This is a genomic window from Paenibacillus sp. GYB004 (assembly GCF_036577605.1).
GTDB lineage: Bacteria > Bacillota > Bacilli > Paenibacillales > NBRC-103111 > Paenibacillus_AB > Paenibacillus_AB oceani.
The window spans coordinates 13,739-26,063 of the sequence record NZ_JARBDB010000030.1; the positions used below are offsets into that span (position 1 = coordinate 13,739).

At 54.9% G+C, this 12,325-nt stretch carries 14 protein-coding genes; 2 read left to right on the forward strand and 12 right to left on the reverse strand.

Annotated features, from left to right (window positions below):
• Window positions 1-40: 40 nt before the first annotated feature.
• From PV433_RS12100 to PV433_RS12120, 5 genes are all read right to left on the reverse strand, one after another.
• Window positions 41-1,753: a methyl-accepting chemotaxis protein gene (locus PV433_RS12100; protein ID WP_332072393.1), complete on the reverse strand. Its 1,713-nt coding sequence runs from the start codon at window positions 1,751-1,753 to the stop codon at window positions 41-43.
• A gap of 210 nt (window positions 1,754-1,963) precedes the next feature.
• Window positions 1,964-2,668 (reverse strand): class I SAM-dependent methyltransferase, encoded by a 705-nt coding sequence (locus PV433_RS12105; protein WP_332072394.1) that lies wholly within the window; start codon window positions 2,666-2,668, stop codon window positions 1,964-1,966.
• A gap of 138 nt (window positions 2,669-2,806) precedes the next feature.
• The gene (locus tag PV433_RS12110; RefSeq protein ID WP_332072395.1) at window positions 2,807-3,349 is read right to left on the reverse strand and encodes a DUF402 domain-containing protein; all 543 of its coding nucleotides are present in this window, start codon (window positions 3,347-3,349) and stop codon (window positions 2,807-2,809) included.
• Window positions 3,350-3,376: 27 nt separating this feature from the next.
• Window positions 3,377-4,135 (reverse strand): Cof-type HAD-IIB family hydrolase, encoded by a 759-nt coding sequence (locus tag PV433_RS12115; protein ID WP_332072396.1) that lies wholly within the window; start codon window positions 4,133-4,135, stop codon window positions 3,377-3,379.
• Between the two features lie 137 nt (window positions 4,136-4,272).
• Entirely contained in the window at window positions 4,273-4,725 is a 453-nt protein-coding gene (locus PV433_RS12120; RefSeq protein ID WP_332072397.1) for a helix-turn-helix domain-containing protein, read from the reverse strand.
• Between the two features lie 207 nt (window positions 4,726-4,932).
• On the opposite strand from PV433_RS12120, the gene PV433_RS12125 reads away from it, so the two are divergent.
• The gene (locus PV433_RS12125) at window positions 4,933-6,084 is read left to right on the forward strand and encodes an RluA family pseudouridine synthase (RefSeq protein WP_332072398.1); all 1,152 of its coding nucleotides are present in this window, start codon (window positions 4,933-4,935) and stop codon (window positions 6,082-6,084) included.
• Window positions 6,085-6,224: 140 nt separating this feature from the next.
• Here the strand turns inward: PV433_RS12125 and PV433_RS12130 are convergent, their stop codons facing one another.
• From PV433_RS12130 to PV433_RS12140, 3 genes are all read right to left on the reverse strand, one after another.
• Complete coding sequence (locus tag PV433_RS12130; RefSeq protein WP_332072399.1) at window positions 6,225-6,590, reverse strand: hypothetical protein; 366 nt, start codon at window positions 6,588-6,590, stop codon at window positions 6,225-6,227.
• Between the two features lie 336 nt (window positions 6,591-6,926).
• A complete protein-coding gene (locus tag PV433_RS12135; RefSeq protein ID WP_332072400.1) occupies window positions 6,927-8,204 on the reverse strand; it encodes a neutral/alkaline non-lysosomal ceramidase N-terminal domain-containing protein in 1,278 nt (425 codons plus the stop codon).
• Window positions 8,205-8,221: 17 nt separating this feature from the next.
• The gene (locus tag PV433_RS12140) at window positions 8,222-8,578 is read right to left on the reverse strand and encodes a cupin domain-containing protein (RefSeq protein WP_332072401.1); all 357 of its coding nucleotides are present in this window, start codon (window positions 8,576-8,578) and stop codon (window positions 8,222-8,224) included.
• Window positions 8,579-8,731: 153 nt separating this feature from the next.
• Between PV433_RS12140 and PV433_RS12145 the strand changes: the two genes are divergently transcribed.
• Window positions 8,732-9,622, forward strand: coding sequence for an AraC family transcriptional regulator (locus PV433_RS12145; protein WP_332072402.1), 891 nt, complete (start codon window positions 8,732-8,734; stop codon window positions 9,620-9,622).
• Between the two features lie 124 nt (window positions 9,623-9,746).
• Here PV433_RS12145 and PV433_RS12150 read toward each other — a convergent pair whose 3' ends face one another.
• From PV433_RS12150 to PV433_RS12165, 4 genes are all read right to left on the reverse strand, one after another.
• Window positions 9,747-10,328 carry a nitroreductase family protein gene (locus PV433_RS12150; RefSeq protein WP_332072403.1) on the reverse strand — a complete coding sequence of 194 codons (582 nt, stop codon included), beginning with the start codon at window positions 10,326-10,328 and terminating at the stop codon, window positions 9,747-9,749.
• 64 nt (window positions 10,329-10,392) lie between these two features.
• Window positions 10,393-10,851, reverse strand: coding sequence for a hypothetical protein (locus PV433_RS12155; protein WP_332072404.1), 459 nt, complete (start codon window positions 10,849-10,851; stop codon window positions 10,393-10,395).
• Window positions 10,852-10,907: 56 nt separating this feature from the next.
• Window positions 10,908-11,153, reverse strand: a complete 246-nt coding sequence (locus PV433_RS12160; protein ID WP_332072405.1) for a hypothetical protein — start codon at window positions 11,151-11,153, stop codon at window positions 10,908-10,910.
• A gap of 59 nt (window positions 11,154-11,212) precedes the next feature.
• Window positions 11,213-12,265: a metallophosphoesterase family protein gene (locus PV433_RS12165; protein ID WP_332072406.1), complete on the reverse strand. Its 1,053-nt coding sequence runs from the start codon at window positions 12,263-12,265 to the stop codon at window positions 11,213-11,215.
• Between the last annotated feature and the right edge of the window lie 60 nt (window positions 12,266-12,325).

Below are 12,325 nucleotides of genomic sequence, written 5' to 3' on the forward strand. Positions count from 1 at the left end.
CATCTTACCATGATTGTCTGCAAACCGGGAATGCCATCCGTTACACTTTGAATTTGCGGATCGTAACGTTCAACTCGGCGGCCATCTCCTGAAGCGACCCGGTCGATCGCTTCAACTGCTCGATCGAGGACTGCTGCGTCTCCGAGTAGTCGGCGGCGCTGCGGTAATGCTTGGCCGCCTCCTGGGAGATGACGGCCATCTCGTCGATCGCCGCGCTTACCTGCTCCGAGCCTGCGGCGATTTCTTCGGAGACCGCAGACACGTCCTGCACTTGAGCCGCTACGCGCTCCACTTCACTCAGGATGGAGCGGAATGCGGCGTCCGCCTGCCGGACGGCTTCCAGCCCGTCCAGCACTTCCTTGGAGCCGGCACGGATCGACCCCGCTACGCGGCTCGTCTCTTCGGCTATCGTATCCACCAGCTGCGAGATGTGGCGGGAAGACTCTTCGGCTTGCGACGCCAGCTTGCGAACCTGATCTGCTACGACGGCGAACCCTCTGCCGTGCTCTCCCGCCCGGGCCGCCTCGATCGCGGCGTTCAGCGCAAGCAGGTTCGTTTGCGAGGAAATATCCGCGATCGCCACCACGATCTGTCCGATCTCAGCCGTTCGCTGCTCCAGCCGCTTCATATCCTCGACGTTTGATTCACTGGTTTCGGCAATAAACGTCATTTGTTCCATGGCGCGTTCCGCACGGATATTGCCGAGTCTGGCCTGATCGGCCGCGATGAGCGACGCTTCCGCCGATACGGAACTCGATTCCGCAATTCGCTGTACCCCGTCGCTGACCTCTTCCACCGATTTGGCCGTTTCCGCTGACCGCTGCACCTGCACACTGGCCCCCGACGCGACTTCGCGGATGCTTTGCGTCATTCGTCTTCCCGTTTCACTCGTCCGCTCGGTATGATCGTTCAACTGAACCGTCGCCTCGTTGAGAAGGACCGCGTTATCCCTGATCGAGCGGATCATCGCGGACAATTCGCCGACCATCTGCTGGAACGCCCGCGAGAGGACTCCGATCTCATCGCTTCGCGACGTCTCGACGCGTACGGTCAAGTCTCCGGCCTGCACCAGCCTCGAAGCGGCGGTCAGCCGTTTGAGCGGACCGAGCAGAATCCGGGCCAGCAACCAGGTCGCCAATACCGCCGCAAGTAAAATAACCCCGGTTACCCACACCATATACCGGCTGTTTTCCTGCAGCCGCTCATACACCGCTGTCGCGTCAAAGTCCGCCCCTACGACGCCGAGCATGTCCCCCGTCGCCGGATCGATAATAGGCACGTAAGCGGTAACGGTCGCTCCATACGAATCGTCGTTGGTCAGCTCGCCGACTTGCTCCTGCTTCTCCGTGAACGCTCGAGCGAGCTCCGCATACGGCTCCTTCTCCACTTGACCGAATTCGGACACGTCCTCCTTGGCATCAAGCGGCGCTCCGTCGACGGAATAGACGTATTCCATTTGCCCGTTCTGCTCCCGGACGGTCATCGTATACAAATATTTCAAGCCGTTCGTTTCTTTCATGTCGTTCAGCAGCAGCCGAAGCTGCTTGTACGCATCGGAGTCGGCCCGCATGGAGCGGAATGCGGCGGTATCGATTTTGCCCGCAGCCTGCGCGGCGATGGTCTTGGCCTGGTCGCCGAGCGATTTCTTGATCAGATCCGCTGACGACGTGTACACGGTATAGCTCAGCACACTGCCTGCAATCAGCATTAAAACGGAGAAAAACAGCACGATGCGAGTCTGTAAACTATTCAACCCGTAACCCTCCCGACCGGTATCCAAATCCCTAGTGACAATTAGTTCCATTGTACTATAACCGGAGGAGCTTTTCGACAAAATCCAATCCGTTTTGTTCATTTGATGGGCAATAAGCAGGTTGTCCGGGCATATACGACAAAAAAGCCCCGGGCATCCAGGGCTGTCATCGCTTTATACAAGCGAGGCTTTCTTGCGGCAAATACACGGTCAACGGGCATCGTCCATCTTCCGCCCGACAGCGGCGAAATGTCCGGGCAGCACGTCGACCGTCGGCTCCAACCGGTCCAGTTCGTCGACTCGCAACAGCCGGAAGCCTGCTTGCATAAAATCGTTGATATACACCGACAAAGGTCGATGATAGGCGCCTAATGTCGATCGGATCGTCCCGTGGCCCCGTGACTTCCAGAACTGTTCGCGGTACTCCGATACGTGGCGCCCTCCGTCTCCGATCGGATGGCTGAACGGCGACTGGAAGCACGGGTGCATAATCACCCATATCAGATAACCGCCCGGCTTCAAGATCCGCCAAGCGGCCGAGAAGACCGAACGATGATCGGGCACGTCCATCAGCATAACGCTCGAAACGGCGAAATCGAACGATTCGTCCTGGATGCTGCTCAAGCTCATCGCATCGTCCCGCACCCAGGCGATCTGTCCGGATTTGTCTTCGGCTGCGGCATACGCCAACTGTTCGGCGCTTAAATCGACACCGGTGACATTCGCTCCCATGGCGGCCAATCGGATGCTAAGCTGTCCCTGGCCGCAGCCGATGTCGCAAATGGACTTGCCGGCCAAATCCCCGAGCCATCCAAGCTGCTCCTCCATATAGCGGAAAGCGGGCTCCGGGCCGCCGGCTCCGCCTTTATTCAAAATTTCCCGGTACTGCATCGCAAACCCGTCATATTGTGGCATCCGAACAACCTCCGTCCGCCGAAGCAGCGAATTTATTTAATGACATTCATATTTCAAATAATTAATCACATTAAGTAATGTGCTTAGTTCAGCTTACCCCTTGCATCCGTCTGCTCTCTCTCATTGTTTTATTCCAGCTTACTTCCGTCCGGCGGCCATAGCTTCCACCTGCTCCAGTCCGACTCGTATCAACGGGTTCGTACCGTCCTTAACGCTTTGCAGCAATGCCTCGGCCTCCCGGCAGGTTTCTTCGTAGTCCTTCTTCGAAATTACTCCTTCCCCCAGCGCAGCGTCCAAATCGTCCTGATCGATCAGAACGGGCTCGTAGGGCAAAAAACAGACGACATCCAAATACATATCGTCCCAATATGGGATTCCGTCCGAGGATAGTCCGACTTCCCTGGCAACATCGTAATACCACTGCCTCACCTGCAGCTTGCGGTCGAGCATGATCGTGAGCGTGTGGCGCCCGCCGTCCGGAAACAACTGCATCCAAACGTACCCGTCGTCGGCTACGCAGCGGCGGACTCTCTGCACCTCCACCTCCAGGGGCTGCTTCACCCGGTCCAGCCACAGCAAAGTTATATACCCGTGAAACCCGGCATGATCCAGCCGCTGTTGCTCGTATCTTTTGCTTAGAATCCGCGGCCAGTCGGCACGGTTCGCATATTTCCTTTTCATCGTTGCAGCGGCCGCCTTTCCGCGAAATTATCGCAGCACATATTTGACGATTGCTTTGTAAACCCCTTCATCCTGGTTGGAAGCCGTCTCGGCGTCCGCTCTCTGTTTAAGCTGCCAAGGGGCGTTCCCCATCGCGATGCCCAATCCGGCATACTGAATCATACTCAGATCGTTATATTGATCCCCGATCGCCGCTACCTCCTGCCGGCCGATCCCCATCGACCGGGCCAACCGCGCCAGCGCCTCGCCCTTGTTTGCGTTCGGATGCATGATGTCCATCGTATAATCTTTCACCGTTTTCCTTAAGGCTGTCCCAATCAATTGCCATCCGCCTATTCTGCGATCGTCCTCCACTTTTAATTTTACTACCGGCTCGCGCTCCGCCAGAACATCTTTCCGGATCGAATAGTCCCTAAGATTTTCGTTGTATGGCCGCTCCACGACCATATCGAATGCCGTATACACACGAAAAGGAATCTCGCGCCCGCGGCAATAGTGAATGAAAGGGGCGACGGCTTCCACCGGAAACGACATCCGGTCCAGTACGGTTCTGCTCCCAATCTCCGACGTGACTGCGCCGTTATGGGTAATAACCGGTCCTTCCAAGCCGAGCTGCCGGATAATGTCGGAGCTTTGCCGCAAACTGCGGCCTGTGCACAATACGACTTGAATGCCTGCCGCTACCGCTTCCTTCACGCCTTCCAGCGTCTTGGCGGATATCCTTTTGTCCAATGTTAACAACGTGCCGTCAATATCCAAAGCAAGCAGCCTGTATACAACGTCCACCTCCCGCCTCCGGATCAGCATATCCGGACATGCACTCGTGACGAAATCCATCCTGTACAGGAACAAAGCTTCATTAAGAGCCGTGCGGCATCTCCTCATACGTATCATACGCGGCTGGCAGCGGCTCCGCGTTCATCTTACTTGTCGGCCATTTCCCCAATCGCCGTGAGCAGCCTGCCGACAAACGAAGGCTTCCCCCACAGGACGAACCGGCTTTTCTTCTCTTCCTCCAAATAAAAATATTGGAACTTCGCCTTGCCTCGGGCCGGATTGTCTTCGTTCATGAACACGATCAACTGCTGCGCAATCCGCGCCGCTTCGTCCTGTCGAATGCTGCAATCGATGACCGAGCAAACCTGGTATTTCTCTCCCTCCTCCGGTTGATGTTCGCTGAGAAACGATTCGATATCCCGTTTCGCCGACTCGTGAATCACTTTCACCGCCTGCCCTGTGAACATCTCAAGCTCCTCCTCCCGGATTCTCCATTCGCCGCCAACCTTGCCTGCGGACAGCTTGCCTTCCCGTATATATCTGCGAATCGTTCTAGGATGCATATCCAATAACTTGGCAACTTCCTCTACGGTGTACACCCGCACCACTCCCACTTATTCCCATCTGACCTTCTCAGTATAAGGGAATCACGAGTCACAAGTCAAGATATAATGTAATTATAGGTAATAACAGGTATCAATTCGGACACTTGAAACCATCTTATTCATTTTCGTTTTGCTTTCCCTTTGATTTATCGTAAAATGAATCGTATTGAAAAATAGAGATGAGACGCGGTGGTGGTGCAAGTGAGAGAATCGGGTCGGCGGTCGAGACAACCGGCGCCAGGCGGCCGGAGCGGCCGGCAAAAGCCGGGGTCCAAAAAAGCGAATCCCTATGACAAATCCAACTCGGCTGCCAAAAACAGCCGTTCCGATAAACAGCTTCCTGTGGGGAAAACGAATCATCGTCACGAGAACCAGCAAGCCCAGGCGAGAACAAACCGGCGTGACGTCCCCGCCGCGTTAACCAAGCCCGGACCAAGCGGCAAACCGGCCCCGAAACAAACGGTCAGTCTGAAATCGGGCCGCCGCAAAGGCGAATGGATGGAGTTTAAGCTCCCGGATTCGCTGGCGTCCGCTCCGCTTGGGGTCATTTTGAAATCGTTCCCGATCCCTGCCAAGGTAGCCGGCCGATTAACCGCTACGAACAGCATTATCAAGCAGGGTCAGTTGCTTCGGATCAAGCTGTTCCCCAGCGAATCTCCCGGCTTTCCCGGCGACTGGGTCGACTTGAACATTTTGTACGAGGACGACTTTACGCTGGTCGTGAACAAGCCGGCCGGTGTCGAAGTCCACCCGAGCACGCAGGGACAACGCGGGACGCTCGCCCATGCGGTAGCCGCCTACTATGAAGCATCCGGGCAAAAATGCCGGGTGCGGCATATCCACCGGTTGGACAAAGAAACGACCGGTCCTGTCCTCTATGCCAAAAACGAGCTGGCTCATTACGAGTTCGATAAGGCGATGCGCGAGAAAACTATCGAACGAATCTATTTGGCGGTGGCCGAAGGCGCCTTCGAGCAGCGGAAAGGGAAAATCGACAAACCGATCGGCCAGGACCGTCATCATTCCACACGCAGACGCGTCAGCGAGACGGGCGATCCGGCCGTGACGTTGTACGAGGTCGTCGAATATCTCGCGGGCCATACGCTTGTCCGTCTCAGGCTGGAGACGGGACGTACCCACCAGATACGCGTTCATTTAACGTCGATCCACCACCCGCTGGCCGGGGACGGCATGTATGGCGGAACGCGCCGGTACATTCACCGGCAGGCGCTGCACGGCGAGAGACTGATCTGGGTTCATCCTTGGACAGGCGAACGGATGGAAGTGCGGGCGCCTTTGCCGGAAGATATGAGCAAGCTGCTGGACGACTTGCGCAATGCCGACTCGGAGTAAACATCCCGGCAATCCCATGGTTTATACGATCGGCGCAGCGTGTCCCTTGTATTCCGGATGCAATTAAATTGCCTCGGCAATATCCGTATGACGACAAAAAACGGCGCGGGATACGCGCCGTTTTTTGCATCTTTCTTTTCTCAAATTCTTCTAAACCCGCTGGGCAGTCTGCCCGTTCTGCGAATCTCCCGAATCTGGGCCAAGGTAAGGCGGACGTTCGAAGAAATAAGAGAATCTGCATCGTTTCCTGCGATAATATCGTCCAGATCGGCGATACTGCGGTTGCCGCGGAATACGCGAAACGCGCCTTGGAAATTTCGGCGCGAGAATAAGACCAGAGTCGCGTTGGAGCTTGTAGAGAAAAAACGAAGGCTCTCCACATCAAACCGGCCGTCGAGATTCCGGATTCCCAAGTTGCCGCGCAGCACGCGAACCCGTCCTCTGAAGTTCTCGTCGGAATAGAGCGACAGCCTAGGGAATGTTTGCAAGATTACAGCTTTGTTCATTCTCTCTATCACCTCCTCTGCATTCAATATATGAGAGGAGAGTAGAGTTGCTTGGACTTGCATCCACGTCTCGAACCTATTTCTACTAGCTGTGATCGCTATGGGAAATACACTCGCCATTTCCCGGGTAAGCGCAAAAGTCGATAAAAGCTACTACCAGTTGACAGCTTTGGCTCTATATTCGACCCGCCCGTGTCGATACCAAAGGTGTGCCTTCAACTACTCGCTTTCGATTGACGGCCGGTGACGGGAACGCCTGATCCTATTTGAAGATGGCGGCCGGCTGCACGAGCCGGTTATCGTTCACGCCGTTGCTCACGATAGTGTCCCTATCAACTACAAAGCACGAAATGCCGCCGTAAACGCCCCTGCCATCCGCGTGTCGATCCCGGGCCGGAACGGTCCTTTCAATCCGTATTCAACGACAGACCCTTCCGCTTCATAGCCGCCCTCCGCGATTATTTGGTCGTCGGGTATATAGGCGGTCGCATCCGCATACCCCCAGAATAGAAGCGTGACATCCGGGAACAGCCGCTCCAGCTTCTGCTTCACTTCGTAACACGGCTCTCCGCCCATGTAGGCGATATAGAGATCGGCACTTAACCGGATAAGTCCGGCGGGCAAGTCGACATAGTCCGGCATGTGGTCATAGCGGTCTAGCACTCGATTCGCCATGCCGACCAACCCCGGCCGCGAGCCTGGATCACTTGCGATTGCAGCGAAATGTTTTTTTGGATAAGGATCTATTTCTAAGTGTACCTTGAATTGACAGGCAGCCACATCCGGTTGCACCTGAACCATCGCCTTCGGATTGGACAAGAGCAGCTTGATCGCTTGAACGATCGAAATCGCCATTTCATTCATTTCGTCATATGTGCAGGTGACGAACATGCCCTTGTACGCCGTCGCCTTCGGTCGGCTGTTTCCGCCCGCGCCCTGGAAGAAAATGCCCATCGCGCCGAAATACTCGGCTTCAAGGAGGTGACAAATCCGGCCGGGGTAGTCCCCCGAAAGGTACAACGTATCCCGGACTGTGACGGGATGGCAGGCGTAATTGAATACAACGACTTTGGTCCGTCCATTTACATCCAACACCCTTAGCACATGCAAGCGATCATCTTTTGCCCCTTCCGGGTTTGGCAAGTTCTGCATTTCTCCGTCTATCAAAAGTCTGCGATTGATATTCCAGTCCCCGTCCACTCCTCCAACCTGCAGCGTCCCTTCAAATGTATTGAGCATCGCCCTGGACACACAGCTCTTAATTCGTTCTAGCAGGAATCGCTCATAGCTAGGCGAATGCTGACTTGCATCGTCATAGCCCACCATTGCCGGACCGCCATGCGTATGACTGTAGGTCAGGAAGAAATGGTCTGCCGGGATATGAAAGGCGGCTTCACTCCACTTCTGCAGCTCCTCGGTCAGGGCAAAATCGTGGAATAACAGATCGAGCGATACGAATATCAGCTTCGTTTCACCGTCTTGCACAAGTAAAGTCCGTACGTACAGATCGTCATGAATCCCCTGAAACGGTTTATTGAAAAAGGAGCCGTATCCCCCCATATACGTGGGTACATCCGGGGTTATCAAATCTTTTGCAACTCCAAAACGCATCATTCTCCCCTGCCTTCGTCTTACTTATGATGGACGGGTTGACCCGGGATTCGATCCGGCCAGTTCGCGACGCAAATGTACTCGAAATCCTCTTCGGAGATGCAGGTCGCTTGGTGCTCTACATCGCGCGGGATATAGACGACGTCCCCGAATTCGACTTCATAAACGGTTTGGTTCAGTCTGAGACTCGCTCGACCACCCATGATGATGTAGACTTCCTCTTCATCGTCGTGATTGCCGACTGTTGTGCTCTGGCCCTTGGAGAGCCTCACATAGTTACTGGAGATCGTCTCGGCTTCGTGCTCTTCCAGAAAGGTGACGCCCTCCCCCTCATAGCCGGGAAGTTGGGAAAGTTTTTTAACGAATGGTTGCACCATAGCTTGTTTCCTCCGTTTATAGTAATATTTTTTTAGCTGCACCACGAGTATACTTTGAAGGGGAAGAAGGCAGTAGCCGGCCAAGCGCCATCTTTTGCAGAAACATGTCACAATAGTGCTATTTCAACTTTCATGGGAGAGTGGGGGGAGGTTATGGAATTCATCGCAGCAACGAATTTTATAATCCAGACCCGGATTGGGAGTTTGATATTCACCATACATATGGATGGAACGTTCCTATCTGACGGCTCGCCGGCGATGCAGAATCAGCACAATCATGCCATGAGTGAACTGCACTTCGTTGAATCGGGTTCCGGGCTGTTAACGTTGAGCGGACAGGAGGAGGAGGAAGCGCTTATCCCTCATACGGCCTACCTGATTCCGTCCGGCCTGTACCACGCCTTCCAATCGGATCGCTTCGCACCGTTACGCAAATACACGTTCCGTTTCGAATATGTCGAAGTGGAGGAGCACTCCAATGGCCCGCCTGAAGAGGCTGGGACGATGATAGCAGCTCTCCTTTCGAAGGAATTCCGCCGTATCCCGAATCAAGAGTGCCTGCTCCCATTGTTTCAACGGATCACCCGGGAATTGCAAGAGCGCCGTCTCGGTTACTACACCATCGTACAGGCCGGCTTCAGTGAGATCCTGGTCGAGCTTATGCGTGCCTTAACCAGCTTCAGTGCTGCAACCGTGCCGGTTCCTTTCCCTAATATTAACGATGCGCGCAGCCAGCTAATCGACGATTACTTCGACCATTATTCCTCTCATTTGACGCTTGAACATTTATCCAGCCTGCTTCATCTCAGCACTCGTCAAACGAACCGAGTCCTGCAACGAATGTACAAGAAAACCTTTAGCGAGAAATTAGCGGACATTCGGATCGAGGCGGCGCGTAAGCAACTCGCGCATACCAAACTCTCTGTCGCCCTCATCGCAGAGCAACTTGGGTTCGCCTCATCCTCATTCTTTTGCAAAACGTTCAAAAAACGGACCGGGACAACTCCGCAGGCCTACCGGAGAATGAATGCAAGGTTAAAGTGACGGATCCGTTTAACCTTCCATCTCCATATCTTCTCTTTGAAAGCGCCAACAACAATCGTTATCCAAAAAAATAGCGGCACTCTGCAAGTGCCGCTTCTCGTCATCTTCTCTTCCCGGCTCCGAATTACCGGGCCGCCGTATCGATCCACACCGTCTTTTCTTGAACCGGCCGTCGCGACTTGGCGGGAGTCGGCATATCCGGATAGCCCAGATAGATCAGTGCGGTTAACTGCTCGTCTCCGGTCAAGCCGAACGCCTGATTCATGATCGGATGATACATCGGCTCGCCGGAACGCCAGATCGCGCCGAGACCGGCGGCATGCGCGGCAAGCAGCATATTTTGCACGGCGGCATGGACGGCGGCGAATTCTTCGCTCCGGTTCACTTGAGGCACTTTGGAAGGCGAGGCGGCGACGGCTATGACGACAGGCGCCCGAAAAGCTTTGGCCCCCTGCTTCGCCCGCAGCTCGGCTTCATCCGATGCATTGCCCGACTTCGCCGTTTCGACGGCGATATCGCCGTACGCTTTGGCCAGCACGCTCCGCCCTTCGCCTCTCATGACATAAAAACGCCAAGGCTCCGTCGCATGATGACTCGGCGCCCAGTTGCCCGCTTCCAAAATTAGTTCGACCGTTTCCCGGCTGATCGCCTCGTCTTTGACCCGGCCGATCGATCTCCGGCTTTTAATCGCTTCATACAAATCCATACGTATCCCTCGTTTCCGGCTGATCGACCTTCTTTGTCTACATAATGGGGTCGACCGCCCCGTTCTAGAGTTCGTCTTTATTAAACGAAAGTACAGGGATCTTCTCCCCCTCATTATAACCGTTGCACCGGCTCAGCGCGAAGGTGTAGCTCGTCCCGCCGTCAATCCGCTCGATCGCACGGCAGACAAACTCCCGCTTCCCTCTGTCGGCCTCGCCGGTCATTCCGTCCCTGGTGTTGTCGATTGTCCATCTGATTTCTTTTCCTTGTGAATGTACGTCATGAATCCAGTAACCTCCGTCCACGACCGGCGGGATCAAGAGAATATAACCCCCTTTTCCTTGCTGAAACCGGTCGGCGAAATCGTTAAACAACTCCAAATCATATCGGTCGAAATGGGTAAGTATAATCGGATGCCGTTCCGCCTTCAACCGGTCGTGAAGCTGCAAATTCAAATATATGGACGCCAGTGCAATCAGAGTTACCGCCAGGAAAGCAATCTTGCCCGGCACACTTCTCTTCATAGCTCTCCCCTCCGGTTCACAATGCCCGCTCTGGCCTGGAATCCCGCACCGGCAAGCTACCGCAGTCTGGACAGCTCGGCGATCCGGATATAACCGGCCCCGTCATAAAGCTCGTCGCTTTCGTATCGTTCGAGCTGATACGGAGTATCCTCCAGCTCGCTTCGTAGCTGCTCCGAAGTAAACCATCGAACGTACCCTTCCCCTAGCGGGAAGGTGTCGCCTCGCTCCAGGATGGAGAACGCCGATGCCGGACTCTGTTCAAAATATTCGTCTCTCGCTTCGTCCAGGCTATCGTCAGGCACAATATTTTGCGTAAGTAGCAGGAGTCAGGTTCATAACAGCGGTAACAGCGCACGGGATATCAGGCCAGCGGGACGGTCCAGTCTGCCTCTCCGATCCAAGAACGCCCGATAAACTCTCTTCCCCTCAGCCGGACCTTATCTTGGAAAACTTGCACGTATAAACCTTGCGACACCTGCTCCCTGTACGGCCTGAACTCGGGGTTCAACACCCGTCCGACGGACGAATTCTGAAACCAATGAAACCTCTCCTTCACGTAATGCTCCCTGCCGTTCTGAAAATCCTGGTGCGTGTGGCCGGAGAACACGAAAACCAGGGAATGTCGTTGCAAAATATCCCGGAATTCGTTCGCCCGGATCATAGCATGATTGCCTCCGTTGCGTCCGGCGGCAGGCAGCGGCTGATGAATCATAATAAAAACCGGTTTGTTGTCGCTCCGCGCCGCCAGCCGCTCCCGAAGCCAAGCCAGCTGCTCGTCGGAATACCACGCGCCTTCCCCGACGTCCGGTTGTTCCTGAACGTAGGCTTCCTGGGACAGAAGCAGCAGCCGGTAACCGTTCACTACCGCTTCCGAATATGGTTTATCCAGACCGAACTGTTCCATGAACAGCTGACGCGACTGCCGATCGGACTTGCCGTTCGGCATCGTTTCCTTGCTCCACGCTCCGTTTGCGTCGATCCAGATGTTGTAATAGTCATGGTTGCCCATATTGGCGTATACCGGCGGGAGCTTGTACGGACTCATCACGTTCCGGAATTCCTTATAGTCGGATTCGGTCGCGGATTCGGTAATATCGCCGGTCATCACGATCGACTCGATCTTCGATTCGAAAGCTTTCATATCTTCAAGCGCGCGGCGCAAATTTTCGCTGGGATACGAAATGCCGCTATTGATATGCAAGTCGCTTAAGATCATAAACGACAGCAGCGCCCCGGACGGATCGTCCTTATTGCCCCATACGATACCTTGCTCTCCGAGCCGGGTGCGTCCGGCCGGTTCGCCTGAGTCCGGCTTGCCCTCGGGGTCCAGCCCGAATGTCCAAGCGCCTCCCGCAGCGGCGGCCGTCAGGAAGCCTGCTGCCAGCATTCTCCGGATAAATGTCCGTCTGTCCATAAGCCGCCTCCTTATCCAGCAACGTTCTCTGTAATTTGATTATAACCAGCCTACCGCCGA

Coding starts and splice junctions, on each gene's coding strand:
- PV433_RS12150 (WP_332072403.1), bottom strand. CDS start 10,328: ATGGATTTGTATGAAGCGATTAAAAGCCGGAGATCGATCGGCCGGGTC.
- PV433_RS12135 (WP_332072400.1), bottom strand. CDS start 8,204: ATGATGCGTTTTGGAGTTGCAAAAGATTTGATAACCCCGGATGTACCC.
- PV433_RS12105 (WP_332072394.1), bottom strand. CDS start 2,668: ATGCCACAATATGACGGGTTTGCGATGCAGTACCGGGAAATTTTGAAT.
- PV433_RS12165 (WP_332072406.1), bottom strand. CDS start 12,265: ATGGACAGACGGACATTTATCCGGAGAATGCTGGCAGCAGGCTTCCTG.
- PV433_RS12110 (WP_332072395.1), bottom strand. CDS start 3,349: ATGAAAAGGAAATATGCGAACCGTGCCGACTGGCCGCGGATTCTAAGC.
- PV433_RS12140 (WP_332072401.1), bottom strand. CDS start 8,578: ATGGTGCAACCATTCGTTAAAAAACTTTCCCAACTTCCCGGCTATGAG.
- PV433_RS12155 (WP_332072404.1), bottom strand. CDS start 10,851: ATGAAGAGAAGTGTGCCGGGCAAGATTGCTTTCCTGGCGGTAACTCTG.
- PV433_RS12145 (WP_332072402.1), top strand. CDS start 8,732: ATGGAATTCATCGCAGCAACGAATTTTATAATCCAGACCCGGATTGGG.
- PV433_RS12130 (WP_332072399.1), bottom strand. CDS start 6,590: ATGAACAAAGCTGTAATCTTGCAAACATTCCCTAGGCTGTCGCTCTAT.